Annotated in this window: 28 protein-coding genes, 1 pseudogene and 1 riboswitch; of the genes and pseudogenes, 15 read left to right on the forward strand and 14 right to left on the reverse strand. The window is 51.8% G+C overall.

Going from position 1 to position 25562, the window contains the following annotated elements:
- Window positions 1-97: 97 nt before the first annotated feature.
- The 3 genes from IV04_RS22665 (at window position 98) to cspE (ending at window position 2221) form a co-directional block, all read left to right on the forward strand.
- Window positions 98-1099 carry an MBL fold metallo-hydrolase gene (locus IV04_RS22665; RefSeq protein WP_037404523.1) on the forward strand — a complete coding sequence of 334 codons (1002 nt, stop codon included), beginning with the start codon at window positions 98-100 and terminating at the stop codon, window positions 1097-1099.
- A gap of 754 nt (window positions 1100-1853) precedes the next feature.
- Window positions 1854-1970, forward strand: a complete 117-nt coding sequence (locus tag IV04_RS25590; protein WP_071593021.1) for a DUF2627 domain-containing protein — start codon at window positions 1854-1856, stop codon at window positions 1968-1970.
- 41 nt (window positions 1971-2011) lie between these two features.
- The gene (cspE, locus tag IV04_RS22670) at window positions 2012-2221 is read left to right on the forward strand and encodes a transcription antiterminator/RNA stability regulator CspE (protein WP_002221949.1); all 210 of its coding nucleotides are present in this window, start codon (window positions 2012-2014) and stop codon (window positions 2219-2221) included.
- Window positions 2222-2288: 67 nt separating this feature from the next.
- On the opposite strand, the gene IV04_RS22675 is transcribed toward cspE, so the two are convergent.
- Window positions 2289-3002 carry a polyphenol oxidase family protein gene (locus tag IV04_RS22675; protein ID WP_037404522.1) on the reverse strand — a complete coding sequence of 238 codons (714 nt, stop codon included), beginning with the start codon at window positions 3000-3002 and terminating at the stop codon, window positions 2289-2291.
- A gap of 147 nt (window positions 3003-3149) precedes the next feature.
- On the opposite strand from IV04_RS22675, the gene rlmA reads away from it, so the two are divergent.
- Window positions 3150-3977 (forward strand): 23S rRNA (guanine(745)-N(1))-methyltransferase, encoded by an 828-nt coding sequence (rlmA, locus tag IV04_RS22680; RefSeq protein ID WP_037404521.1) that lies wholly within the window; start codon window positions 3150-3152, stop codon window positions 3975-3977.
- 187 nt (window positions 3978-4164) lie between these two features.
- On the opposite strand, the gene mntP is transcribed toward rlmA, so the two are convergent.
- The 6 genes from mntP to IV04_RS26480 all read right to left on the reverse strand — a co-directional run bounded on the left by mntP (window position 4165) and on the right by IV04_RS26480 (window position 8853).
- Window positions 4165-4734: a manganese efflux pump MntP gene (gene mntP, locus IV04_RS22685; RefSeq protein WP_037404519.1), complete on the reverse strand. Its 570-nt coding sequence runs from the start codon at window positions 4732-4734 to the stop codon at window positions 4165-4167.
- Between the two features lie 12 nt (window positions 4735-4746).
- Window positions 4747-4928, reverse strand: a riboswitch (yybP-ykoY riboswitch).
- Window positions 4929-5124: 196 nt separating this feature from the next.
- Entirely contained in the window at window positions 5125-5583 is a 459-nt protein-coding gene (locus IV04_RS22690; RefSeq protein WP_037404517.1) for a DUF986 family protein, read from the reverse strand.
- Window positions 5584-5638: 55 nt separating this feature from the next.
- Entirely contained in the window at window positions 5639-6481 is an 843-nt protein-coding gene (locus IV04_RS22695) for a PTS mannose transporter subunit IID (RefSeq protein ID WP_037404516.1), read from the reverse strand.
- A 15-nt stretch (window positions 6482-6496) separates the two neighbouring features.
- Window positions 6497-7297 (reverse strand): PTS mannose/fructose/sorbose transporter subunit IIC, encoded by an 801-nt coding sequence (locus IV04_RS22700; protein ID WP_037404515.1) that lies wholly within the window; start codon window positions 7295-7297, stop codon window positions 6497-6499.
- Window positions 7298-7353: 56 nt separating this feature from the next.
- Window positions 7354-8316 (reverse strand): PTS mannose transporter subunit IIAB, encoded by a 963-nt coding sequence (gene manX / locus IV04_RS22705; protein ID WP_037404514.1) that lies wholly within the window; start codon window positions 8314-8316, stop codon window positions 7354-7356.
- Window positions 8317-8709: 393 nt separating this feature from the next.
- Window positions 8710-8853 carry a hypothetical protein gene (locus IV04_RS26480; RefSeq protein WP_156106850.1) on the reverse strand — a complete coding sequence of 48 codons (144 nt, stop codon included), beginning with the start codon at window positions 8851-8853 and terminating at the stop codon, window positions 8710-8712.
- 35 nt (window positions 8854-8888) lie between these two features.
- On the opposite strand from IV04_RS26480, the gene IV04_RS22710 reads away from it, so the two are divergent.
- Window positions 8889-10427, forward strand: a complete 1539-nt coding sequence (locus IV04_RS22710) for a TerC family protein (protein WP_037404513.1) — start codon at window positions 8889-8891, stop codon at window positions 10425-10427.
- 60 nt (window positions 10428-10487) lie between these two features.
- On the opposite strand, the gene sdaA is transcribed toward IV04_RS22710, so the two are convergent.
- From sdaA to pabB, 3 genes are all read right to left on the reverse strand, one after another.
- On the reverse strand, window positions 10488-11852 hold the full coding sequence (gene sdaA, locus IV04_RS22715) for an L-serine ammonia-lyase (protein WP_037404512.1): 1365 nt from the start codon (window positions 11850-11852) through the stop codon (window positions 10488-10490).
- Between the two features lie 274 nt (window positions 11853-12126).
- On the reverse strand, window positions 12127-12705 hold the full coding sequence (locus IV04_RS22720; protein ID WP_037404511.1) for a CoA pyrophosphatase: 579 nt from the start codon (window positions 12703-12705) through the stop codon (window positions 12127-12129).
- Window positions 12702-14075, reverse strand: coding sequence for an aminodeoxychorismate synthase component 1 (gene pabB, locus IV04_RS22725; RefSeq protein WP_037404509.1), 1374 nt, complete (start codon window positions 14073-14075; stop codon window positions 12702-12704). Before pabB ends, IV04_RS22720 begins: the two co-directional genes overlap by 4 nt.
- 139 nt (window positions 14076-14214) lie before the next feature.
- Between pabB and IV04_RS22730 the strand changes: the two genes are divergently transcribed.
- Window positions 14215-14457: a YoaH family protein gene (locus tag IV04_RS22730; RefSeq protein WP_037404508.1), complete on the forward strand. Its 243-nt coding sequence runs from the start codon at window positions 14215-14217 to the stop codon at window positions 14455-14457.
- Between the two features lie 36 nt (window positions 14458-14493).
- On the opposite strand, the gene purT is transcribed toward IV04_RS22730, so the two are convergent.
- On the reverse strand, window positions 14494-15672 hold the full coding sequence (gene purT / locus IV04_RS22735; protein WP_037404507.1) for a formate-dependent phosphoribosylglycinamide formyltransferase: 1179 nt from the start codon (window positions 15670-15672) through the stop codon (window positions 14494-14496).
- A gap of 237 nt (window positions 15673-15909) precedes the next feature.
- On the opposite strand from purT, the gene dbpA reads away from it, so the two are divergent.
- The 6 genes from dbpA (at window position 15910) to pip (ending at window position 22059) form a co-directional block, all read left to right on the forward strand.
- Complete coding sequence (dbpA, locus tag IV04_RS22740; protein ID WP_037404505.1) at window positions 15910-17292, forward strand: ATP-dependent RNA helicase DbpA; 1383 nt, start codon at window positions 15910-15912, stop codon at window positions 17290-17292.
- 85 nt (window positions 17293-17377) lie between these two features.
- The gene (locus tag IV04_RS22745; protein WP_037404503.1) at window positions 17378-17707 is read left to right on the forward strand and encodes a YebG family protein; all 330 of its coding nucleotides are present in this window, start codon (window positions 17378-17380) and stop codon (window positions 17705-17707) included.
- A gap of 35 nt (window positions 17708-17742) precedes the next feature.
- On the forward strand, window positions 17743-18051 hold the full coding sequence (yqfB, locus tag IV04_RS22750) for a N(4)-acetylcytidine aminohydrolase (RefSeq protein ID WP_037404540.1): 309 nt from the start codon (window positions 17743-17745) through the stop codon (window positions 18049-18051).
- 151 nt (window positions 18052-18202) lie between these two features.
- Window positions 18203-18856, forward strand: a complete 654-nt coding sequence (locus tag IV04_RS22755; protein ID WP_037404502.1) for a tellurite resistance TerB family protein — start codon at window positions 18203-18205, stop codon at window positions 18854-18856.
- Window positions 18857-18927: 71 nt separating this feature from the next.
- Window positions 18928-20961 (forward strand): S9 family peptidase, encoded by a 2034-nt coding sequence (locus IV04_RS22760; RefSeq protein WP_037404501.1) that lies wholly within the window; start codon window positions 18928-18930, stop codon window positions 20959-20961.
- 144 nt (window positions 20962-21105) lie between these two features.
- Window positions 21106-22059, forward strand: a complete 954-nt coding sequence (pip, locus tag IV04_RS22765) for a prolyl aminopeptidase (RefSeq protein WP_037404499.1) — start codon at window positions 21106-21108, stop codon at window positions 22057-22059.
- Window positions 22060-22091: 32 nt separating this feature from the next.
- Here pip and IV04_RS22770 read toward each other — a convergent pair whose 3' ends face one another.
- Entirely contained in the window at window positions 22092-22322 is a 231-nt protein-coding gene (locus IV04_RS22770) for a DNA polymerase III subunit theta (RefSeq protein WP_037404498.1), read from the reverse strand.
- Between the two features lie 263 nt (window positions 22323-22585).
- On the opposite strand from IV04_RS22770, the gene yobA reads away from it, so the two are divergent.
- The 3 genes from yobA to IV04_RS22785 all read left to right on the forward strand — a co-directional run bounded on the left by yobA (window position 22586) and on the right by IV04_RS22785 (window position 24285).
- On the forward strand, window positions 22586-22990 hold the full coding sequence (yobA, locus tag IV04_RS22775; protein WP_037404496.1) for a CopC domain-containing protein YobA: 405 nt from the start codon (window positions 22586-22588) through the stop codon (window positions 22988-22990).
- Between the two features lie 3 nt (window positions 22991-22993).
- Complete coding sequence (gene copD, locus IV04_RS22780) at window positions 22994-23875, forward strand: copper homeostasis membrane protein CopD (RefSeq protein ID WP_037404495.1); 882 nt, start codon at window positions 22994-22996, stop codon at window positions 23873-23875.
- A gap of 68 nt (window positions 23876-23943) precedes the next feature.
- The gene (locus IV04_RS22785; protein WP_037404494.1) at window positions 23944-24285 is read left to right on the forward strand and encodes a YebY family protein; all 342 of its coding nucleotides are present in this window, start codon (window positions 23944-23946) and stop codon (window positions 24283-24285) included.
- Window positions 24286-24903: 618 nt separating this feature from the next.
- On the opposite strand, the gene IV04_RS22790 is transcribed toward IV04_RS22785, so the two are convergent.
- Entirely contained in the window at window positions 24904-25290 is a 387-nt protein-coding gene (locus IV04_RS22790) for a type II toxin-antitoxin system HicB family antitoxin (protein ID WP_037404493.1), read from the reverse strand.
- 140 nt (window positions 25291-25430) lie between these two features.
- A pseudogene (locus IV04_RS26285) lies at window positions 25431-25562 on the reverse strand (IS3 family transposase); the annotation flags it as partial.

A 25562-nucleotide genomic window follows, 5' to 3' on the forward strand; every position in this document is an offset into this window, starting at 1 on the left:
GCCAATAGGATAGGCAAAAAAGCCAGATGTTTATCATACTGGTGATAAGCCCCAGGCGGGCTATCTTGTATTACTTGGGGCAGGGAGAGGTAGGGGAATGAAGATCACTAATCGCTATTACGATGCGAATAAAGCGCACCATACGCCGCAGGGATTCTGTAACCCTGAACCGACGTTGCACAAGAAAGGCGATTTGAGACGTTGGCAGGATGAACGCAAAAAGCTTGGCTTACCCAAGCCACCGCAGGCGGGTTATGAGCAGTTCATCCAAGACTGGTGGCAAGCCGCCGATCTCAGCGGTGAGCAGGACAGCGTGTGGTGGTTAGGGCACGCTTCGCTTTTGTTGCGGTTAGGGGGGCGCTATATCCTGATCGATCCGGTTTTGTCCCCTCGAGCTTCGCCGCTGAGTTTTTATGGCCCGCAGCGTAAAACTCCGTCTCCGTTAACGGTGCAGCAACTGCCTGCGGTAGATGTGGTGCTAATCTCCCACAATCATTACGATCATCTGGATCGGCGTACTATCAGGGAACTGACCAAGCGCTTTCGCCAAATCACGTTCATTGTGCCGCTAGGGCTAAAAAATTGGTTTAGCCATTATCCGGCCAAACGCGTCGTCGAACTGGATTGGTGGGAAAGCCTGGCGTTGGATGATTTGACGTTTCATGCAACGCCAGCACGCCATTGGAGCATGCGTACTCCTTGGGATCGCAATCGTTCACTGTGGTGTGGATGGGCGATCCATCATCCCGCACTACGATTTTATTTCACGGGTGACACGGGTTACACAGAGAAACTGGTTGAGATCGGTACTCGTCTGGGGCCATTTGACCTCGCGGCGTTGCCGATTGGCGCGTATGCACCAAGATGGTTCATGCAGGAACAGCATATGGATCCCCAACAAGCGGTAATGCTGTATCAGCAATTAAACTCACCGCGCGTGATTCCAATGCATTGGGGGGTTTTTGAGTTGGCCGACGAGTCATTAGATGAGCCACCGCAGCAATTAAACCAGGCATTAGGAGCCGCGGGTATTGAGGATCATCGTTTTCATCCATTAAAGATTGGCGAGCGTATTGATCTTGATGTGAGTTCTGTGTGAGTAAGGCTGGATTTTTTCAGGGGCGTGGGTTTTGGTGTGATCGGTTTTAGGCAGTGAATGAGATTGGTCGCGGTAGAAATGCGCATAACACCGAGCCAGTGGCGGCGCTGAAATTCATCTGCGTATTCTCTTAGAGCGGGGGTTTAAATAAACATTGAGATATTAGAGAAAGTATTTGCTATTTATTTTCTATTGGTTCGTTTTACGCGGAATATCCACGGGTTGAAGGCCGGGAGTATTTCGCCACGTTGCACTTTATTGGTGCATAATTCCCTGTGTGGCATGTTTATGCACCTATGGGCTGTGGTTTTCCATCGCATAAAACGGCTGAGGCGTTCGCCTTTTTTGCCAAACAGGACGATGTCTTCCTGCTGTGGCTGGCTTGGTAGCAAAAATCCGAATTGATGAGCCGTTTCGTCCCCTGTTCATCGATATTCAAAACTTGCATATAAAATTCCATAAAGATTCAAAAAATTTTATGCTTTACCGTGCGTGAAGGCTTATTTGTTGTCAAAAACCTTTGTCACCAGGTTGAAAGAATTGTTAAAACTCAGGCGGCATGCGGAGTTCAGAACCGCATGCGGATAAAGCAGAAAATAGCCAGGGCTTCAACATCTTTTAACGTATTTAGGCTATGCATGCGGTTGACCGTTTCAAATATGTGCGACAGGTCGATCAGTGATTAAAAATGGCTTGCCATCGTTTCCAGAGTATGTGATAACGCATCTGGGTAAAACGAGGTACAGTTCTGTATATGTGTGGCATTTTCAGTAAAGAAGTTCTGAGTAAAAACGTTAGCGTTGAATACCGCTTCTCTGCCGATCCTTATCTTAGTGCCTCAAGCAGTAACGACTCTAGTTTGTCTATGTAACGCCTCCGGGCGGTTTAAACAATCCAAAGGAAATACTCAAGATGGCAAAGATTAAAGGTCAAGTTAAGTGGTTCAACGAGTCTAAAGGTTTTGGTTTCATCACTCCTGCTGACGGCAGCAAAGATGTGTTCGTACACTTCTCTGCAATCCAGGGTAATGGCTTCAAAACTCTGGCAGAAGGCCAGAACGTTGAGTTCGAAATCCAAGATGGCCAGAAAGGTCCATCTGCAGTGAACGTTACTGCTATCTAATACAGCGTCAGCTGTACAAAAAACCCGCCTTTGTGCGGGTTTTTTCGTTTCTGCGGTTTGCTCAGCGTCAACCAGTGATAATAATGCCGGAGTACTGATTGCGCCCCTTGATATCTGGATGGCTAGGGTCCTGCGCCCGGCGGTGGCAGTTACGGCGATAACTGGTGTATTTAAAGCGCTGTGGCAGCTGTGGGGAACTGTTCAGCGTGCAGATAGTGCAACTGCCTGCGCGGTCAACCGCAGCAAATCCCAGGCTCCGAAGCTGGTTTTCAGCGATAGTGGCTAAATCCAGATGTCGGTAGCGTGGGCTGATTAACTCGGGTGGCAGAGGCAAAGCCTGCTGAAAGCGCGCAACCAACTCTTCATTGACCTCATAGCAGCATGGCCCCGCAGCGGGCCCAATGGATGCAACCCAGTGGGCGGTGCTGTCATCACGGCTGATGTGTTGCGCCATCTGTTGAAGAATGCCATCCATTAATCCGCGCCAACCCGCGTGAACTGCAGCAACAGCGCTGCCGTCGTTTCGGCTGAAGATCACTGGCAGGCAATCAGCGGTCAATACGCTGATTAAAATACCTGGTTCACGAGTAAAGAAACCATCGGCTTCACCGCACACTTGGGTGGGGTGATGGATCTCAACAATACGTGTACCGTGAACCTGTTTTTTTTCTGGTAACGTGGCGCGATACGGCAATAGCGGTTCCGGCAGCAGGGCGCTTTTGTTGCCAAAGCCATGTTTGATACCGGGAACGGCACTGAGGAGCGGGGAGTAATCGGTCATAGAATGTTTTTTACCTGCAACTGATGACAGGCTTCAGTGTAACCAGCTTTTCTGGTTGCTGGCTAGCGGCAACAGGGAGTATGCGCCTTGCATCGCACAGAGCCCTTCTTTAGACTAGCCGCGCCGTATCTCTCTGGAATTCATGTCATGTTCTATCAATGCCCGTTGTGCCATCAGCCTCTCAATCATGCCAGCCAGCAATGGCGTTGTGAAAACAATCACCAGTTCGACTGCGCCAAAGAAGGTTATGTCAATTTGATGCCGGTGCAGCATAAACGCTCAAAGCAGCCGGGCGATAGTGCCGAAATGATGCAGGCACGCCGTGTATTTTTGGATGGCGGATATTATCAGCCATTGCAACAGCGGGTTGCAGAGCTGTTAGACACGGCATTGCCGGATGAGGCTGAGGCGTTGTTGGATATCGGTTGCGGGGAAGGTTATTACACTGCGGCGGTGGCGGCGCAATTAGCGCAAAAACGCAGGATGGCAGCAGTGTATGGCCTGGATGTGGCCAAGGTGGCGATCCGTTCTGCCGCTAAACGTTATCCGGCAGTGTCATTCTGTGTTGCCTCCAGCCATCGTTTGCCTTTTGCTGATGCCTCGCTTGACGCCGTATTGCGCATTTATGCGCCCTGCAAGGCGCAGGAGTTGGCACGGGTAGTGAAGCCAGGGGGGATAGTGGTGACCGTTTCCCCAGGGCCACGTCATCTTTATCAGCTAAAGCAGCAGGTTTATCAGGATGTTCAGTTACATGCGGAAAACGACGAGCAGCTTGACGGCTTTAGCTGCGAAATCATCGAATCGTTGGCTTATCCGATGATGCTGCCCGGTGAGCAGGCGGCCAATCTGTTGCAGATGACGCCATTCGCCTGGCGCGCTTCGCCACAGGTGCAGCAAGCACTGGCAGCAACCACCGATTTTGCTTGTGAAACAGACTTTGCCATTCGCCTGTATCGCCGTTCCAACGGGCACTGAAAACCTGCTGCTGCTGGTTTCAGACGGCTGATAAAGTTAGATATTAGGGAGAGCGTGCCGAAGGGGTCGTAGCGGCGTAAGCCGCCGGAGCGCCCCTCGGTGCGCTAGGCCCGGGTATCTCGGGCTAAAAAACATGTTGTCATCCCCCTCAAACCTGCTGCTGCAGGTTTTTCACTTTCAGAGGATGTCAGGCAAGATAACCCAGGTGCTCAAGCAGAATATTTACCCCAATCCCGATCAGCACCACCCCGCCAAGAATTTCAGCACGTTTACCCAACAGAGGGCCGATATAGCGGCCAATCATCATCCCCAACGTTGCCATAATCATGGTGGCACAACCAATCGCCATTGCAGTATGAACGATGTTGACCTGCAGGAAGGCCAGACCGACGCCGATGGCCATTGCGTCCAGGCTGGTGGCAATAGCGGTAACGACTAACACCCAGAATCCGTGACGTTTTACTTTCTGTTCTTCGAGCGGCGCATTCTTGATGCCTTCCATGATCATCCGCGCGCCCAAAATAAACAGCAGACCGAAGGCCACCCAGTGATCCCATTCGATAATATACTGGCTGGCAAACAGCCCGAGAGCCCAGCCGATTAACGGTGTAATGGCTTCAACGACGCCAAAGATCAGGCCAGTGCGCAGTGCTTCACGAAAGCGTGGTTTATACAGAGCGGCGCCTTTACCGATCGAAGCGGCAAATGCGTCCATAGACATAGCGAATGCGAGAATGAGGGTTGCTGACAAGTTCATGTTGAATAACCTCGGCCGGGTGGCTCCATATGCACGTAACCCACCCCCAACCATACGACGGAGTTACGTGCCTATGGTCTCGCCAACCTGTTCGGCTGCCCGCACCACGTTTCGAGTTGCGAAACGAGTATGTTGATACGGGCGTTTCTGATTATTTAATCCTCAGAAACCGGCTACTCCCCAATGACGGCGCAACCTTACCATAATATTTTTAGCGGAGACAACCTTTAAATGAAGGTTCTATTTTAATGGCATTGAGAACGGTTTTCACTTGAGGTAAATGTGGCCAACATTTCTGCAACTCGAATTATTTAGGGTATCAGCCGCGAATCAAAAGGGGGCTGATAAATTATTCATTAGTGCGGCTGATAAAAGGAAGAGATTTTTTTGTTACTGATTTTCAACAAAAAAATGATAAATTTTCTCCAGGTCATCTAATTGAGTGACTTGAATCAATAATCTGCGCTGCTCTAAATCAATAACCAAAATGCCGTCTTCAGATAAATTCATTGCCTTAATACGCGGATATTCAATAAAGGCATTGGCATAAAAGAAACCTTGCGGTTTAAACAACATCTTAGGCCAGCGAATATAAGCCATATAGACGGCGATCAAGGCTAACGAAATGAGCAGGTACGTGGTAAATAACGTGCCCTGCGTGGTGATATTGCGGTAAATCAGGATGGTGAGCAGACCGACAAAAATCAGGCAATCAAGCCGGTTACTGCGCCTTAGCCGAACTTTTAGCAGGGTTTTGCCTTTCCGCAGCTCCATGCCGAATTCGTCGTACAGCGCATACAGCAGCATCAGGGCAATAAAAATCAGTAATACACCATCGGTCAGCGACATCTCACTGCTCCCTCAATAAAAAACCGGGGGTGAGTGCCCCCGGTGGTTAACGCGATTATAGCCCTAACAACCCGATCCAGTAGCCGAAAATACCGATGGCGAAGAAACCGATAATGATCCACAGCGCATTGACCTTTTTGCGCAACAGCCACATGCAGCCAAAGGTCAGCAGCAGCGGTACCAGGCCTGGCATCAACTGATCGAGGATGGTTTGTACCGTGGTGATTTTGGTTTGCCCGGTCTGGTCGGTGATTTTTGAGACCACTAAAGGAATATTGACGTGCGTCCACTTGTTCACCAAGGCCCCCATGACAAACAGGCCGAGAATGGACGCTCCTTCCGTCAGTTTCTGCAGGAAACCACCGCCCATATCGTTAACGATATCGACCCCTTTGCGATAGCCGTAGGCCACACCGTAATAACGCGTCAGCAGGCGCACCAGATTAAACAGCACGAAGAACAGGATCGGGCCGAGCAGGCTGCCGCTCATGGCGATCCCCGCTCCCAGCGCAGCGAATACTGGGCGCACGGTCCCCCAGAAGATCGGATCACCTACGCCCGCCAGCGGCCCCATCAGGCCCACTTTGATACCGTTAATCGCTGCATCATCAATTGGCGCACCGTTGGCGCGTTGTTCTTCCATTGCCATGGTCACGCCGAGCACGGGGGCGGCAACAAACGGCTGCGTGTTGAAGAACTCAAGATGGCGTTTGATCGCCTGCTTGCGTTCGTCATTATTTTCCGGGTACAGGCGACGGATCACCGGCACCATCGAGAAACAAAACCCCAGCGCCTGCATACGTTCGAAGTTCCATGACCCCTGGAACAGGTTCGAACGGACGAATACGCCCCGAATATCGGCAGGTGTCAGTTTCTTTTGTGTTGTTGTATCAACCATTGCTTTCACCTATTCCTAGTCCAGTTCGTTATCGAGATCGTTGGCACTGGCTGGGCCAGTTTGAACCACCTGAGACTTGTTGTATTTAGGGCTGAGCTGGATATAAAGCACGGCCATCACCACGCCAATCACGCCAAGCGCCACCAGGTTGAAATTGGTGAAAGCGGCGGTAACGAAGCCCAGGTAGAAGAATGGCATCAGGTAACCAGCACGCATCATGTTGATCACCATCGCGTAACCGACCACCACGATCATGCCTCCGGCGATGTTCAAACCGCTGGTGACCACTTCCGGGATCGAGTTAAGCAAGGCGTGAACGCCTGCCGTGCCAACCGAGAACGCCACGATTACCGCCGGGATAGCGATACGCATGGCCTGTAACAGCAGGGCAGAGATATGGATAAACGTGATGCCGCGCAGGCTGCCACGTTCTGCTGCGCTGTCTGCTGCGTGCTGGAAGGCGACGGTCAAGGTACGGACGATAATCGTCAACACTTGGCCAGCCGCTGCCAGCGGAATAGCCAGCGCGATACCGGCCCCGATGTTTTGCCCACCGGCGATAACCAGAATGGTGGAAATGATGGATGCCAATGCCGCATCAGGTGCTACTGCGGCCCCGATATTCATCCAGCCCAACGCAATCATCTCCAGCGTACCGCCGATGATGATGCCGGTTTTCATGTCACCAAGTACAAAGCCAACCAGCGTACAAGCGACTAATGGGCGGTGGAACTGGAATTCATCCAGCACGGAACCCATCCCGGCAATACAGGCAACGATAAATATCAGCACAATCTGAAGAGTGGTAATCTCCATTGCACTTCTCCTCTAACCAAGAAAACACGAGATAAAATAATCAATGGCACAGGCCATTAATTGAGTTTGTTAATCAGATCCATCATTTTTAACCGGGTGTCGGAAGAGACCTTACGCACCTCCAGTTCAATACCGTGCTGGTTCAGTTTATTAAACGCCTCGATGTCCTTTGCATCGACGGACACCGCGTTATTCACCTGGGTTTTCCCCTGACGAAACGCCATACCGCCGATATTGACCGATTTTATCTCTACGCCTCCCTCCACCAGACGCCAGACATCGGTGGGGTTGGTGAACAGCAACATGATACGTTCACCGGCGTATTTCGGGTTATTCCAGACGCGAATCGCTTTCGCCACGTCGACAACGTGCGCAGTCACGCCCGGCGGAGCCACCTGCGTCAGCAGGGTCTTGCGCACGTGATCGGCGGCGACTTCGTCACTGACGACAATGATGCGGCTGACGTTGGTCTCCTTGGTCCAACGGGTCGCAACCTGGCCATGAATCAAGCGATCGTCAATGCGTGCCAAGCCAATTTTCATGCGATCACCGGCACCGAGCAGGGCTTGCGGAGCGGCGGTTTTTATGGGAGGGGGAACGGCGGGCTCAGGGGATTCTGCTACCGGTTTTTTCAGCGCCTTAATGCCTTCACGACCGGTTTCCAACGACAGTGCGACCAACTCGTCAAAGCTCGGGTTATCGTCACGTGCCATAAAGGTTTCGACCAGCATCGGAATATTCACTCCGGTGATCACTTCATAGCGCTCTTTATCAACAGCAATGCGGCTGGCCGCATTAAACGGGCTGCCGCCCCAGGTATCGACCAGAAACAGAACGCCATTGCTGGTGTCGAGTTCACTGATTTTCTGATTGTACTTTTCAATTAGCGTTTCGGCGTTCTCACCGGGGACAAAATCTATATAAGCGACGTTACCCTGCTCGCCCAATAGCATTTCTGTGGTTTTCAGCAATTGTTCCGCCGCAGTCCCGTGTGTACCGATGATAATAGCTATTGCCACTCGCTACCTCCTCGTTGAACTTAAGGTACAGCTTGTACCTTTCTCGTTACCATCCTGGCAGTAGATTCCTGTGGTTTAAAAGGGGCTTGCTCTTGACTTCCCGCGCAGTTTCATCAACCTGCGCACTGGGTTCTGATGAGCGACAGATTTATTTTAGTGAGTGAAAAAATAAATTATGTGATACCGCTCTGTTATTGGTCGATCGAACTGCCATTAGCGTTTTTTTAAAGGATTATGCCCGCCATACTTCACGTTACTTGGGAATAGATTTCAGAATAAGGTGCCAAGTAAAAGAAGCCACTTTTCCACAGAAAAATTTCCTGCTAGAGTGCTCGCTTGTTTTATTACTAAGGAGTGAAGGGCCTCAGCCCTCCCTATGGACTGTCACCGAAGTTACTGTTTTTCAACGATCCACCCGCCACCTGCTGGCGTTATTGATATCACCCAGCCCATCGGCTGTTTCCCGGTACTGCAACTCAATTCCACCGTTGTTTCTGTTTGCGCCGCCTCTGCGCAGGCTTCGTCACGCTTGAGCACCGCTCAACACACCTGTCTTTCTTCTGGAGTCTGATATGGAAATATTAATGGACCCCTCCATTTGGGCAGGGTTAATGACGTTGGTGGTACTGGAAATTGTACTGGGTATCGACAACCTGGTGTTTATTGCCATTCTGGCCGACAAACTGCCGCCCAAGCAGCGAGATAAGGCCCGCGTACTTGGCCTGTCGCTGGCATTGGTGATGCGCCTTGGCCTATTGTCGGTTATTTCGTGGATGGTGACGCTGACTACACCGCTTTTCAGCCTGGGCGAATTCAGTTTCTCTGGCCGTGACCTGATCTTGCTGTTTGGTGGGGTCTTCCTGCTGTTCAAAGCCACTATGGAGTTGCATGAGCGGTTGGAAGGACATAGCCATCAAGGCAACCTCAACCGGGGTTATGCCAAATTCTGGGTGGTAGTGGTACAGATCGTTATTCTTGATGCCGTGTTCTCGCTCGATGCGGTGATTACCGCCGTGGGGATGGTGAACGATCTGCCGGTCATGATGGCGGCAGTGGTGATCGCCATGGCCGTAATGCTGCTGGCGTCAAAACCGTTAACCAGCTTCGTGAACGCCCATCCAACCATCGTGGTGCTCTGTCTGAGCTTCCTGCTGATGATTGGCCTGAGCCTGATTGCTGAAGGTTTCGGTCTGCATATACCGAAAGGTTATCTGTATGCCGCGATTGGCTTCTCGATCCTGATCGAACTGTTCAACCAAATCGCACGCCGCAACTTTATCAAGCATGAGGCGCGCCGCCCGATGCGTGAACGCACGGCGGAAACCATTATGCGCTTGATGGGGCAGGAGCGGACGCAGCAGCAACCGGACGAGACGGCAACGCGCAAAGTGAACCAGACCTTTGCCGAAGAAGAACGCTATATGATCAGCGGGGTACTGACGCTGGCTTCGCGTACTTTGCGCAGTGTCATGACGCCGCGTACCGAAATCTCCTGGGTGGACTGCGAACGTTCCCGTGAAGAAGTGCGTGAGCAACTGTTGGATACTCCGCATAGCCTGTTCCCGGTGTGCCGTGACGAACTGGACGAAATCATTGGCGTTGTGCGCGCCAAAGACTTGCTGGTCGCGCTGGATCAGGGCGTGGATATCGCAGAGTTTGCTGCCCGCACCCCGCCGATGGTGGTGCCGGAAACCATGGATGTGATCAAACTGCTGGCGGTGTTGCGCCGTGCCAAAGGCCGCCTGGTGGTCGTGACCAACGAGTTTGGTGTGGTTCAGGGGTTGGTGACGCCGTTAGACGTGCTGGAAGCGATTGCTGGGGAGTTCCCGGATGAGGACGAAACACCGGACATTATCGCAGAAGGTGAGCGCTGGCTGGTAAAAGGCGGGGCAGATTTACACTCGCTGGAACAGTCGTTGGACTGCGACGATCTGGTCAGCCCGACTGAGGACTATGCTTCGTTGGCGGGGTTCCTGCTTTCTCATTACGGCCAGATGCCGAAAGTTGGGGAGGTAGTGGAATTGAACGCGCTGCGCTTCGAAATCCTTGAAGTGTCTGACTATCGCATTGAGCTAGTCGGTATTACCAAAGTGAAGCCGCTCCACGAATAATAGCAATCATGGTTCAAGCCGGAGGGCTCCTCCGGCTTGTTGCTCTACAGGCTACCGCGATTAATCACACTGAACTTTAATCGCCAAACCACCGCGAGAGGTTTCGCGGTATTTGGCGTTCATGTCTTTGCCGGTTTCGTACATGGTTTCGATGACTTTATCCAGCGAAACGCGGGGCTCACTGGTGCGGCGCAGTGCCATACGCGCCGAGTTGATGGCTTTCACCGCAGCGATAGCGTTGCGCTCAATGCAAGGCACCTGAACCTGACCAGCGACCGGATCGCAGGTCAGCCCCAGGTTATGCTCCATGCCGATTTCTGCGGCAATGCACACCTGTTCCGGGCTGCCGCCCAACAGTTCGGCCAGGCCTGCGGCGGCCATCGAACAGGCGACACCCACTTCGCCCTGGCAACCGACTTCGGCTCCTGAAATAGAGGCATTCATTTTATACAGCGCGCCGATGGCTCCGGTGGACATAAAATAACGGATGTAAATGTCCGGGCTGACGGAAGCGATAAAGTGATCGTAGTAAGCCAGCACCGCTGGCACGATGCCACAGGCACCGTTGGTAGGTGCAGTGACCACTCGGCCACCTGCGGCATTTTCTTCATTTACTGCCAGCGCAAACATGTTCACCCAATCGATCACATTCATCGGGTCGTTAGATAGCTTGTCTGAAGAAACCAACATACGACGCAGCGCCGAAGCACGGCGCGGCACGCGCAGTGGCCCCGGCAGCACCCCTTCGGTATTCAAACCACGATCGATACAGGTACGCATGGTTTGCCAGACGTTGCCAAAATAGCTTTCGATCTCTTGCTGGCTGTGCAGCGCCAGTTCGTTTTGCATCACCAGGCCAGACAGCGAAAGGCCAGTATTGCGGCAATGTTCGAGCATTTCACTGGCTGAATGGAACGGATAGGGGACGCTGACCTGGTTGCTGTCGGCTTTACCGAAGTGCTCTTCGTCAACGATGAACCCACCGCCAAGGGAGTAATAGGTGTTGCTGTAAACCTGCTGGTCTCCGGCAAACGCGTGGATCTGCATACCGTTTTCGTGCAACGGAAGATTATCACTGCGGAATACCATGCCACCGTCACGCGGGAAATCCACTTCATGCAGGCCGCTGGCCAGCATGAGGCGCTGACGTTGTTCAACGTCACGAATAAAACCAGGAATGCTGTCAATATCGACCGTCGCGGGCAGATTGCCCGCCAGACCGAGAATGATGGCGACATCGGTGTGGTGACCTTTACCCGTTAATGAGAGTGAGCCGTAAACATCCACGGCCACACGCGTGATTGAAGGCATCAGGCCTTTACTTACCAGATCGTCGACAAACTGTTTGCCGGCTTTCATTGGGCCAACCGTATGAGAGCTGGACGGGCCGATGCCGATCTTAAACATGTCGAAAACGCTAATCACGCTAAAACTCCTTAAAGAGGCATATTGTTATGGCTGCGACAGCCTGGGCTGCTCGGTGCTTTTAAATCACTTATTGATAGTGATTTGTGCCAAGCACTTTTATTTTACAGGTATTTCATAAGGTTTAAGAGAGTATTTACGGTTTTTTTAAAAGATAGATGCGTTGAACAGTAGTTGAAAAAAAACCGGTGTGAAGTGATAGTGATCGCTTTATGTGTGAAAGTTCTAACAGGTAAGCACAATAATGTGCCAGAGATCACGGAAATCAGCGGCTTTAAATGCTTACTTGCTGCGCCAGGCGGCGGATGATGGCTGCGGTCAGCCCCCAGACAAACTGGCTTTGATACCAGGAAAGATACAGCCGGTGCGAATGGCCGTTGCGGTGAATATCCAGCGGATAATAGCGTGACAACGTTAGCGCCTCATGCAGCGGCATTTCAAACACTTCCGCCACTTCTTCGGCATTGGCATAGAATTCAATATCGGGTGGCAGCAGGCCAACCACTGGCGTGACCTGGAAACCGGTGTTGCTGTCGAGCGGAGCCAGTTGCCCCAGCACATGTACTGCCTGCGTAGGGATCGCCACCTCTTCCTGCGCTTCACGCAAAGCCGTGGCGATCGACGAACCGTCTTCGGCATCGGCTTTACCACCGGGGAAAGCGACCTGGCCTGCGTGTTTACGCAGTGAGTCGGCCCTGCGGGTCAGCAACAGGGTGGGTTCCGGGCGGTTGATTATCGGGATTAGTACTGCCGCTGGCCGCACATTGTGAGACACCTGCGTTGCCTGCGGCAATTGCAGTTGAAAACGGCTGATAAAAGCGGCCAGTGGTGCCGAAGGGTCCTGATATTTCACGAAACGGTAAACTCCCCCAACTGCGGCAAGATGCGGCCCACTTTATCAAAGGTTTCCCGATATTCCGCCTGTTCTTGGCTGTCGGCAACGATACCACCGCCTGCGGAACAATAGATACGGCCATCTTCGGTGAGCAGCGTTCGGATGGTGATATTGGTATCCATGGTGCCACAGGTGCTGATATAGCCAATGCTGCCACAATAGGCATTACGCCGCTGGGGTTCCAGTTCTTCAATGATCGCCATAGCGCGCACTTTGGGGGCTCCAGTAATGGAACCGCCGGGGAAACAGGCTCGCAGCAGTTCAGTGGCTGGCGTGGTGTCAGAGAGCTCCGCAGTGATGGTACTGACCAGGTGATGCACCGCTGGAAAAGGCTCCACGACGAACAGTTCCGGTACGCGCACACTGCCTGGTTGTGCCACACGGCCAATATCATTACGCAGCAGATCGACAATCATCAGATTCTCTGCACGATCTTTCTCTGAATGAGCCAACCTCTGCGCCTGTGCGGCATCTTCCGCTGCGTTGCTCAAACGTGGCAGAGTGCCTTTGATTGGCCGGGTTTGAATCTGCTGGTTTTCCAGCCACAGGAAACGTTCTGGTGAAACGCTCAACACGCTGTTTTGCGGCAACCGCAGAAAAGCAGAGAACGGAGCGCGGTTGCTGGCGCTCAACTGGCGGAAAGCCTGCCATTCATCCCCTTGATACGGGGCAGAAAAGCGTTGTGCCAGGTTGATTTGGTAACAATCGCCGCTGTGCAGATACTCCTGAATACGGTGAAATTTTTCACCGTATTGCTGGCGCGTCATATTCGCCTGCCAGTTGCTGGTCAGGGTAAAAGGCGGGCAGGATGGCGTCTGTTGCTGGCTAAGCCAGCGCCAGCGTTGTTCAACATCGCCATAGCTGAGTAACGTCAGCGTCTGTTGCTGATGATCGGCAATCAATGCCCAGTCATAAATACCGATTGCCATATCCGGCAGCGCAATGTCTGCCTGCGCCAACTGCGGCAGGGTTTCTACGCGCCGCCCTAAGTCGTAACCGAACAGACCTAACGCACCGCCCTGAAAGGGTAAAGCCGGGTTTGGCTCTGGGTGCAGGCGTAACGCATCCAACTGCTGTTGCAGCAGCAGGAACGGATCTTCCGCTGAGTGAGAGCTTTCGGCAGCCTGGCAAATTTCGGTATTTAGCCCACGGGTGGTCAGAGTGACGCGCGGTTCAGCAACCAGAATATCGAAGCGATTATGGGGGTGATCGGCAAAGCCAGAGTGCAACAACATGGCCCAGGGTTGTTGCGCCAACGGAGTAAACAGTTCCAGCAGCGATTCACGGGTATAGGGCAAAGATTTAAGGTTTGGGGTGATTGCACTCATCAGCTTCAATAGACCTGAATGACAGGAACGACAATTTTTAGGGGGCATTTTGCCATACTCTGCTTGCTGGTGCAGCCAACACCCAAGCAACTTGAAGTATTATGGGTATAATCGGCGCCTATTTACTGGGGAGAAACATATGATTGCTGGTATGCCGTCACTGAGTCATCAAGAGCAGCAGGAAGCTGCTGAACGTATTCATCAACTGATGGAACAGGGCATGAGCAGTGGTGAGGCCATCGCGCGTGTCGCACAGGAAATCCGCGAAAAACATCAAGGGGGTCTGGTTGCGGCCATGTTCGACGATGAAGAAGAAGACGAATCGCAGGAAGCACCAACCGAATATCTGGAAGACGACGCCGAAGACGACGAAAATTACTGATACTGAACGGGCTCGGCATGCCGAGCCCGGAGATCATCAACCTTGCACTACCACCGCAGCAGCGGCCTGTTTAGCCAATTCAACCGCTTGTTCAACGTCTGGAGCCGTAGCCAGCGCTACACCCAGGCGGCGTTTGCCGCTAATGTCTGGTTTGCCGAATAAACGCAGCTGATTATGGCCGTTTAGCGCGTGTTCCAAACCGCTGAAGCACACATCGGCACTGTTTAATTCCGGCAGGATAACCGCAGAAGCCGAAGGCCCGAACTGACGGATACTGCCAATCGGCAACCCCAGGAAAGCACGCACATGCAGGGCAAATTCGGACAGATCCTGCGAGATCAGCGTAACCATGCCGGTATCATGGGGGCGTGGCGATACTTCACTGAAAATAACCTCGTCACCGCAAACAAACAGTTCAACGCCAAATAAGCCCAAACCGCCCAACGCATTAACCACGTTTCTGGCAATCGCCTGCGCCCGGCTTAGGGCTAACTCAGACATCTGCTGGGGTTGCCAAGACTCACGGTAGTCGCCATCTTCCTGACGATGGCCGATTGGGGCACAGAAATGTACACCATCAACGGCGTTGATGGTCAGCAAAGTGATCTCGAAATCGAATTTCACTAATCCTTCCACAATCACCCGGCCTCCGCCCGCACGGCCACCTTGCTGCGCATATTCCCATGCGCTGGCAAGCTGCTGTTCGTTGCGGATCAGGCTTTGCCCTTTGCCGGACGAACTCATCACCGGTTTGATGATGCACGGATAGCCAATTTCAGCCACTGCGGCACGAAAACCCGCTTCGCTGTCGGCAAAGCGATAGGTGGAGGTTGGCAAGCCTAACGTTTCGGCTGCCAGGCGGCGGATCCCTTCGCGGTTCATGGTCAGACGCGTGGCCTCGGCACAGGGCACCACGCGGTGTCCCTGTTGCTCTAGCTCAACCAGCATACTGGTGGCGATGGCTTCAATTTCCGGCACGATGTAGTCAGGGCGCTCCTGTTCGATCAGCGCTTTCAGCACCTGACCATCCAGCATATTGATCACATGGCTACGGTGGGCCACATGCATGGCGGGGGCGTCTTTGTACCGATCAACAGCAATCACTTCCAGCCCTAAACGCTGGCATTCAATGGCAACTTCTTTACCCAGCTCGCCGGAGCCGAGCAACATAACGCGGGTGGCAGAGGGGCGCAGGGCGGTTCCAATAGTTAGCATAGTTTCGTACCTGGATCTGATGGGAATAATACCGTCTGATAATAGGCGCGCATTATATACGAAAACGATTGCGTGTGCAGATGGGGGAGGTGACAAGACCGCTAAACTTGCTGCGGCCCGCAGTTTTTTTGTGGCTGAAATCGGGAATCCACACTAACTCTGTTATCATCTGCGCCTGATTCGGTGCCAGCTCAAGGGCCGCGCCGCCTTTCCACCTGCTATATAAGAGTTATTGCCGTGAGCACAGTTTCCTTTTCTTCCCTGCCGCTGCCAGCCGAACAGTTGGCTAACCTCAACGAACTGGGGTATGCCGAAATGACACCGGTACAGGCCGCAGCGCTGCCCGCTATCCTGAAAGGGCAGGACGTTCGTGCCAAAGCGAAAACCGGTAGCGGCAAGACGGCAGCGTTCGGGATCGGCCTGCTGGACAAAATCAACGTTGCCCAAGTGGCAGCCCAGGCGCTGATCCTGTGCCCAACCCGTGAACTGGCCGATCAGGTCAGCAAAGAGTTGCGCCGCTTGGCACGCTTTACGCAAAACATCAAAATTCTGACCCTGTGCGGTGGCCAGCCAGTAGGGCCACAGCTCGATTCATTGGTGCATGCGCCGCACATTGTGGTAGGAACACCGGGCCGCATACAGGAACATTTGCGCAAAAAAACGCTGGTGCTGGACGATTTGAAGGTGCTGGTGCTGGATGAAGCCGATCGCATGCTGGATATGGGCTTTGCCGATGATATTGACGATGTGATCAGCTATACGCCACCGCAGCGCCAGACCTTGCTGTTTTCCGCCACCTATCCGGCGGGTATCGAGCGTATTAGCGCCCGTGTGCAGCGGGAACCGCTGAAGGTAGAAGTCGATGAGGGTGAAGAACCCACCACCATCGAACAGCGTTTTTATGAAACCACGCGTGACCAACGTCCGGCGGTGCTGGTTGCGGCGATCCGCCATTATCAACCCTCTTCCTGTGTGGTGTTCTGCAACACCAAGCGAGATTGCCAGAGCGTATGTGAAGCACTGCAGGCGCGCGATATCAGCGTATTGGCGCTGCATGGTGACCTGGAACAGCGCGACCGCGATCAGGTCTTGGTGCGTTTTGCCAACCGCAGTTGCCGCGTGTTGGTGGCGACCGACGTCGCGGCTCGTGGTTTGGACATCAAGGATCTGGAACTGGTAGTGAACTACGAGTTGGCATTTGACCCAGAAGTGCACGTGCACCGCATTGGCCGCACAGGGCGTGCCGGTTTGAGCGGGTTGGCCATCAGCCTGTGTACGCCGCAGGAAATGGCACGCGTCCATGCAATCGAAGATTATCTGCAAATAACCGCCAATTGGGTGCCGGTTTCGGAGTTAAGTGGCGCGTCGAATGCCTCGCTGGAGGCGGAAATGGTCACGTTGTGTATCGACGGTGGCCGTAAGGCGAAAATCCGCCCCGGTGATATTCTCGGAGCGCTTACTGGTGATGCCGGGTTGACGGCGGCTGACGTGGGCAAGATCGATATGTTCCCGGTACATGCTTATGTGGCGATCCGTAAGGCCAGCGCACGCAAGGCGCTGCAGCAGCTGCAACAGGGCAAAATCAAAGGCAAAAGCTGCAAAGCGCGGCTGTTGAAATAATAAACGGCGGAGCGCTTGCGCTCCTGCTGGATATAATATTATACTGTATAAAATTACAGTATAACGACCTTTGAGGAGTGAACAGATGGCTGTTGAAGTGAAATATGTAGTAGTAAGAAACGGTGAGGAAAAAATGACTTTCGCTAACAAGAAAGATGCCGATGCCTACGACAAAATGCTGGATCTGGCCGATAGCCTCGGTGAATGGCTGCAACAGGCTCCGATCACCCTCGAAGAGGAACAGCGTGAAGGGTTGAGCTTTTTTCTGGCAGAAAACAAAGAAGCGCTAGCGCAGATTCTGCGCGGTGCCGCGCCGCAGGAGACAGCAAAAAAACCGGCGAAGGCCAAAAGTGAGAAGCCAGCCGCTATCCTGCAAGCAGAACCGGCGCCAGAGTCAGAGCAGCAGGCGGCATAAGCATGCTGTTGCATCATGATGAACCAGGAAGCGGAATGCCGCGTGAAATAACCTTTTTCAGCCGCTTTGAGCAAGACATTCTGGCCGGGCGCAAAACCATCACCATTCGGGATGCCAGCGAGTCCCATTTCTTGCCCGGTGAGGTGTTGCGCGTGTGCCGCAATGAAGACGGCGTCTTTTTCTGCTTTATTGAAGTGCAATCGGTCACGCCAATACGTTTAAGCGCGCTGACCGAGGCACATGCCCAGCAAGAGAACATGACGCTTGGCGAACTGAAGCAGGTGATCACAGACATCTACCCAGGGTTGGATGAACTGTTTGTGATCGCCTTTCGCCAGTGTTAATCCATCGCTTTGCTGGGCGATTAATGGTTCTGCGACACAAATTTGCACCTTTCATACATTTGTTGACAAATAATACCCTAATCTGAAGATCGTTCGGCGAACAGGCCAGTAAATGCCTGTTCGCCTGAATCCCCCTGTTCAGAGGTAGATAATGAAAAATAATTGGATGCAACAGATTCAATCCATCTTGGGTGACAAAGCCAACTCGATGGGTGGTGCAGAAGGCTTGGGTAAATTACTCGCTCCAACCGCACTGGGTGGTTTGGTCGGTATTTTGTTGGCGAATAAATCCTCCCGCAAAATGGTCGGTAAGTTTGGTAAAAATGCGTTGATTATCGGTGGCAGTGCGGCATTAGGAGCCGTGTTGTGGGATAAATACAAACAGCGAGTCAAAGAAACACATCAGGAAGAAGTGCAGTTTGGCTTGCGGAGCACACCAGCAGACTTGCGTGCCAAGCGTTTAGTACAGGCATTGGTGTTTGCTGCGAAAAGCGATGGTCATATCGACGACGAAGAAAAACAGGCTATCGATCATAGCTTGAAACAACTGCAAGTGGGTGATGAAGCGCAAGGCTGGGTACAACAGGCTATAGACCAACCGCTGAACCCGGATCTGATCGCGCAAAGCGTGCGAAACGAAGAAGAAGCGTTAGAAGTGTATTACCTCAGTTGCATGGTGATTGATGTCGATCACTTTATGGAGCGCAGCTACCTTGACGCGTTGGCACAGTCGCTGAGAATCCCGGTTGACGTCAAGCAGGGCATTGAGAATGACGTTCAAGGTAAAAAACGCGAACTGCAGTAAACCCGCGGCTTGTTAATCTGGTGGGGATCGTGTCACTCTTGCTTTAATCAAGGTAAGCGGATGATTTAGCAATGATGACACCTCCCAAGGCAGAGAAACGTCCTTATCCAATCACCATTCACGGTGATACGCGTGTGGATGACTATTACTGGTTGCGTGATGATGAGCGCACAGATCCTCAGGTATTGAGCTATTTGCAGGCAGAAAATGCCTATACCGAGGCGCAACTGAAGCCGCAGCAAGAGCTGCGCGAAACGTTGTATCAGGAAATGGTCGCTCGTATCCCGCAGCAAGAGCACTCCGTGCCTTACGTTAAGCGCGGTTTCCGTTATCAGACCCGTTATGAACCTGGCAATGAGTACGCGCTCTATGTACGCCAGCCAGAAGCGGCAAGCGAACCCTGGAGCACCCTGATTGATGGCAATCAGCGGGCCGAAGGGCACGAGTTTTACACGCTAGGCGGGCTGGATGTGAGCCCAGATAACCAGCGTTTGGCGGTGGCGGAAGATTTTCTGTCACGTCGTCAATATGACATTCGTTTCAAGAACCTGCTTAATGACAGTTGGCTTGACGAAGTGCTGGAGAATACCTCCGGCAACTTTGAGTGGGCGAATGACTCCTCTACCGTCTATTACGTCCGTAAACATGCGAAAACGTTGCTGCCGTATCAGGTATATCGGCATGTGGTGGGCAGCGATCCGCAACTCGATGTGTTGGTCTACGAAGAGCAGGACGATACTTTCTACGTCAGCCTGGAAAAAACGACCTCAGAACGTTTTATCCTGATCCATCTCAGCAGCACCACGACTTCAGAGATTTTGCTGCTGGATGCGGACAACGCCAATAGCACACCGCAGATGTTTATGCCGCGTCGTAAAGACCACGAATATTCCATCGATCACTATCGCCAGCACTTTTACATTCGTTCTAACAAAGACGGTAAGAACTTTGGTCTCTATCAGAGCGAGCAGGCCGACGAAGCACAATGGCAAACGCTGATCGCCCCCCGTGCCGAGGTGATGCTGGAAGGGTTTAATCTGTTCCGCGATTGGCTGGTGGTGGAAGAGCGTATTGCTGGCCTGACCCAATTGCGTCAAATCCATTGGCTCAGCGGTGAAGAAAAACGCATTGCCTTTGACGACCCAACCTACGTTACTTGGCTGGCGTACAACCCGCAGCCAGAAACGGTATTGTTGCGCTATGGCTACTCCTCCATGACTACCCCGAGCACATTGTATGAATTGAATCTGGACAGCGGTGAGCGCGTTCAACTCAAACAACAGGAAGTGAAGAACTTCACCGCAGAAAATTATCGCAGCGAGCGGGTGTGGGTGAAGGCGCGTGACGGCGTTGAGGTGCCGGTATCGCTGGTTTATCGTACCGATCGTTTTGCTCAAGGTGCGAGCCCGTTATTGGTTTACGCTTATGGTTCTTATGGCAGCAGCATGGATCCGGCGTTCAGCGCCAGTCGCCTTAGCTTGCTTGATCGCGGTTTTGTTTTCGCTCTGGCACATATTCGCGGCGGTGCTGAATTGGGCCAGTTGTGGTACGAAGACGGTAAATTGTTCAAAAAACAGAATACCTTCAACGACTTTATTGACGTAACCGAAACGCTGATCGCGCAAGGCTATGGTGACCGTCAACGTGTATTCGCCATGGGTGGCAGTGCGGGCGGTTTATTGATGGGGGCCGTGAGCAATCAGGCACCGCAGTTGTTCAAGGGCGTAGTCGCACAGGTGCCGTTTGTGGATGTGGTAACCACGATGCTGGATGAGTCGATCCCACTGACAACCGGTGAGTATGACGAATGGGGTAACCCGAATGACAAGGCTTACTACGACTATATCAAGCAGTACAGCCCTTACGATCAGGTGAAAGCGCAGGATTACCCGCATATGCTGGTAACCACCGGATTGCACGATTCGCAGGTGCAATACTGGGAGCCTGCCAAGTGGGTAGCAAAATTACGAGAACTGAAGACCGACGATCACCAATTGTTGTTATATACCGATATGGAGGCAGGGCACGGCGGTAAATCTGGCCGCTTTAAAGCCTATGAGGATATCGCGTTGGAATATGCATTTATTCTTGCGCTGGCAGAGTAGTGCAAACGCGGGCGGTACCGGCTGCCAGCGCTATTATCTGGCTTGGTAACATCTTGGTGCTATTCAGTGTTTTCTCGTTTTAACGTTGACCAGACGCAGAGCTTCGTCTTTGATAAATGAATAACTCACCAAGACGGAAGTACCATGGAACAATTGCGAGGCTTGTACCCACCATTAGCCGCCTATGATAGTGGTTGGCTGAATACCGGGGATGGACACAATATCTACTGGGAACTGAGTGGTAATCCAAATGGTAAACCTGCCGTATTTATCCACGGTGGCCCGGGTGGCGGCATTGCTCCCTATCATCGGCAGTTGTTTGATCCTGAGCGCTACAAGGTGCTGCTGTTCGATCAGCGCGGCTGTGGCCGTTCGAGGCCGCATGCCAGCCTGGACAATAATACTACCTGGCACTTGGTCGCAGATATTGAACGGTTGCGCCAGATGATTGGTGTGGATCAATGGCTGGTGTTTGGTGGTTCTTGGGGATCCACATTGGCACTGGTTTATGCACAAACACATCCGCAGTGCGTCAGTGAAATGGTATTACGTGGCATTTTCACGCTGCGTAAGCAGGAGTTGGGTTGGTATTATCAGGATGGGGCTTCACGTTTCTTTCCTGATAAATGGGAACGCGTGTTATCCATTTTGTCCGAAGAGGAACGCAAAGACGTTATCGCCGCTTATCGCCAGCGTTTGACGTCGCCAGATCTGCAGGTGCAGCTTGAAGCGGCCAAATTGTGGAGCGTGTGGGAAGGTGAAACCGTCACGCTTTTACCGAACAGCGCGTCAGCTTCTTTCGGTGAAGATAATTTTGCGCTGGCTTTTGCCCGGATCGAGAATCACTACTTTAGCCATCTGGGTTTTCTTGACAGCGACGACCAAATTCTGAAAAACGTGCCGTTGATTCGCCATATTCCGGCGGTAATCATCCATGGCCGCTACGATATGGCCTGCCAGGTGCAAAATGCCTGGGATCTGGCAAAAGCCTGGCCGGAGGCTGAATTACAGATTGTTGAAGGGGCAGGGCATGCGACGGACGAACCGGGTATTTTGCACTGCCTGATGCTGGCTACCGATCGCTTTGCGGGCCAGTAAATTGCGAAAGCCTGTTATATCGGCAGGCTTTTTTATTTCGCTTTAGGCTCATACGGTAGGCGAGAAAATTTGTGTGATTCAGCACGATAATGCGCAACACGTTCACGGAAGTAATCCCGCAGATGTGCAGGCTGTTCACGTTCAACCATTTCAGGGATCACCGGCATGTTGTAGCGTTCTTTGAACGCCACACCCGAGGCGGCCAGATCGACGTTCACTTTGTCCATCTCATCTTTGGAAAGTTCTGCCAGATTGTAACCCATCGTATTTTCCTTCATAGAGCTGCGCTAAATCAGCGCAGAAGGTAATTCAACCTCGGTGACTTGGCAAGCCTGACGTTGTAGCTTGCTTTTCAGCGATACGTGCTGCCAAACAGCAAAAAACCAGTGATGTACTCGACTTGTTGAAGCACCAGCTTTATGATTCAACGCGATACGTTGCTAAAAACCGCAGCGCAATCATTGTGGTGGGGTAAGGCTGCGGAAACATCGCTCCGGTAAACAGCCAGCCTCTTATCACCTTCATTATGATAAAAAGGGATTCCTCTGTGATCGCAAAAATTCGCTCATCCTATCGCCTGCTTTCGACCATTTTTGTGCTGTTCGTCGGCCTTTCTGCCCAGCAGGCTTTGGCCCATGCCCACCTTAAAATGCAGGTTCCTGCGGCAGATGCCAGTATCAGCTCGGCTCCGAAGATGTTGACGCTGAACTTTTCTGAAGGCATTGAAGCCAGTTTCAGTGGCGTGAAGATAACCGGCCCCGATCACAAGGCAGTAAAAACCGGCAAGCTAAGCCTGGATCCCAATAACAGTACGCAGATCAACATACCGATTGAAACCGAACTGACTGCGGGGAAATATAACGTCAGTTGGCACGTAGTGTCTGTTGACGGCCACAAAACCAAAGGTCAGTACAGTTTTACCCTGAACTGAGCCATGACTCTGGCCGCTTTTTTTGCCCTGTGTCGCTTGGTGCATTTTGTCGCGGTGATGCTGATGTTTGGCATCAGCTTATTCACCGCCTTGCTGTCGCCACAGCGCTTTTCCCCGCTCATTACCCGTGATTTACAGCCGTTATTGCGGGTGTCGGTCTGGCTTTCTGCGGTTACTGCGCTGTTGATATTGGCGGTGCAAGCGGGCTTGATGGGTGAAGGGTGGGCCGATACTTGGCATTTGGCAACGTGGTGGGTGGTTTTGGGCACCACGTTTGGTGAGGTTTGGCGCTGGCATTTAACGGTGGCCTGGTTGGCGCTACTGGCGCTGAGTTTGCCAGATCCTAAGCGTGCTAACGTGCTCACCGGGTGTTCGGTGTTGCTGCTGGTAAGCATGGCATTTATCGGCCATGCGGCTATGCATACTGGCACATTGGGTCTTTTACATCGTCTTAATCATGCGTTGCATCTGCTGGCAGTGGGCTACTGGTTCGGCTGTTTGTTACCGTTACTGGCATGCTTGCGCTACCTGGCGCAACCACCGTGGCGCAGCGATGCGGTGTTGGCGCTCATCCGCTTTTCCCGTTGGGGACACGTTGCTGTCGCGGTGGCGATCCTTACCGGCATACTTAACAGCTGGATTATCCTTGGCCATTGGCTGGTGAACCTCGGCTCTGCTTATCAACGTTTGCTGCTGTTTAAAATCGCATTGGTGGCTCTGATGGTATTGGTGGCGCTGGTTAACCGCTACGCTATTGTGCCAGCGATGCACAAGCAGCCAATCTTGGCGCAGCGTGGGCTGGTTGTGGCTTGCTGGAGCGAAATAGTGTTGGGTGCTGCAGCCCTATTATTGGTCAGCCGGTTTGCAACTTACGCACCGCTGTAATATTGCGGCTTGCTGTGCCCCCCTGATTTGCGGGAAAATTGAATCAAATCGCAACCTAAGGCTATATCATGAAATCTGTAATTCTTGGCGTCGCCCTGCTGGTGACGGCGACCAGCACATTGGCGGCAGATAAACTGGTTAACGTCACTAAGCTGGAATATGGCAAACAGTGGGCATTCACCAAAGAGGAAGTGACGCTGCAATGCCGCAAAGGCAATGCCCTGTTTGTGCTCAACAACAGCACCCTGATGCAGTACCCATTGAATGACGCAGCATTGGCACAGGTGAAAGCCGGGCAGCAACGTGCCCAGCCACTGGAGATGATTCTGCTGGATGATGCTAGTAATCCAGGCAAGAAAATGAGCGTTGAAATTTTTCGCACAAGAGCAGAAAAGCTCTGTGCGGACTAACCGATTGTCTACCAACGGGTTATGAAAGGGTTGATGCAGAGTGTGAGATTTCACGTAATTAATTTCAGTAAGAAATTATCACTTACCGTGCGATTGGCTGGCAAAAATAGCATGTTCAGCTACTCTTAAAGTGCATGGCTGAGTAAGCCCTGTATAAATGCCAACTTTTAGCGCACGGCTCTCTCCCAAGAGCCATTTCCCTAGACCGAATATAGGATTCGTATTCGGTCTTTTTTTATATGTTTGATTTATAATGAAAAATTTCAGTTTCACGAAAATACACGAAATTTCCACGAATTTTGATATTCGGTCTTTTACAACATCACGTACTCTTTCCCCCTTGTATCCAGGTATTTTTCAGTCATCGCCTCCGATTTATGCCCCAGCAGTTTCTGTGCAAACTCCTTCCCCTTTTCCTTCTGAAGGCCACCAGCAAAGTGACCTTAGAAGTGAGTAGATTTGATTATGCATCAGCTAACCACATGAGTCGTTTTTACCTGTATGCATGAAAAACCCACAGATTTCTCATGTGGGCTTTTCTTTTACTTAGCTAAATTTATTTATGTTAGATTATCTCGATACTTACCTAAATTAAACAAGTGCTTAATTATATGATTTCTATACATATTTAAACTCCATTCTATGTCCTAATGAGTTAACAGCCTTTTGTATCGTATCAATTTTTGTTGAATGCTTAAGGTCGAACAATCTCGTAACCTCCTGTTTTTTAACATTCATTTTTTCAGCCAATTCGGTCTGGCTCATTCTTGATTCAATAGCCTCAATACTTAAAGGCAGCTCTACATAGTCTCCTGTTACTATACCAGGCTCAGGAATCCTATCTCCATCTTCAAAGTAGAATTCAAAAGCTGTTACCAAAGCGTCACGTGCATTTTCAAGCGCTTCTTCTCTGGTTTTTCCCTGCGTAAGAGCTTCAGGTATATCAGGGAACTCGACAAAGAATCCGCCTTCTTCAGCTTTACTTAGGTTTACAGGATATCGCATATAATCTCAGTTCTACGTCGCGTTTCCGGGGAACCCTGGCCCTCAAGGTATTTGACCTCTCTCCATAGTTCATTATGAGAAGATGAAATTATCAGGGGGTATTTTTTATTGAAAGACACTGACTCATTGGTTTGTAGTGGTCAACTAATATTGGCCACCGCATTAGACTGTTCATGGAACAGCCGTTCTGATTCATTTGGCGTTAAGCCGCCGTTGTACCAATGGGGTCTCAGTTCACTGTAATACCCTATGATATAGCGGGTAATCGCATT

Origin of the sequence: Serratia sp. Ag1, assembly GCF_000743355.1 — a bacterium.
Taxonomy (GTDB): domain Bacteria; phylum Pseudomonadota; class Gammaproteobacteria; order Enterobacterales; family Enterobacteriaceae; genus Chania.